This is a genomic window from Poseidonibacter ostreae (assembly GCF_009208075.1).
GTDB lineage: Bacteria > Campylobacterota > Campylobacteria > Campylobacterales > Arcobacteraceae > Poseidonibacter > Poseidonibacter ostreae.
The window spans coordinates 1-527 of sequence record NZ_WFKJ01000127.1 but is presented as its reverse complement, the minus strand read 5'-3'; the positions used below and the strand labels follow the sequence as shown (position 1 = coordinate 527).

Sequence of the window (527 nt, the reverse complement as noted above, 5' to 3'; positions counted from 1 at the left end):
CCCCAATTCAAATCATAAATGCATAAATTCTAGAAGTAAGGTGTTAAGAAGGGTTAACTAAATATTAGATATCCTTTTTCACCACAAAATAGGAAAATATTTATGAAAAAATTCACACAGTTAACCCTAAAAGAACGATATCAAATATCTGCTTATATTAAAGTTGGATACACCCAAAATGACATAGCAAAATTATTAGATAAATCTCAATCAACAATAAGTAGAGAGATCAGTAGAAATAGTAAACATAATAAATATCAAGCTGAAGTTGCTGAACAGTTAACTTTTACTAGACACAATAAGAAAAACAAGTTTGTAAAACTCACCAAAAAAGCTAAAATTTATATTCAAGAGAAATTAAAATTAGATTGGTCTCCAGAACAGATATCAGGTGTTATGAAAAAACAAAAGCTTTCATATGCAGTATCTTATGAAACTATATATCGATACATTTACCATAACAAAAGTTGTGGAGGAAGATTATATTTTAGGCTAAGACATAAAAATAAAAAGTATCACAAAAGAAG

General features: G+C 27.1%; 1 protein-coding gene. It reads left to right on the top strand.

Going from position 1 to position 527, the window contains the following annotated elements:
- Positions 1-102 precede the first annotated feature (102 nt).
- Positions 103-527 (top strand): helix-turn-helix domain-containing protein (locus GBG18_RS15095; protein WP_152192397.1); only part of this gene is annotated, 425 nt, incomplete at its 3' end.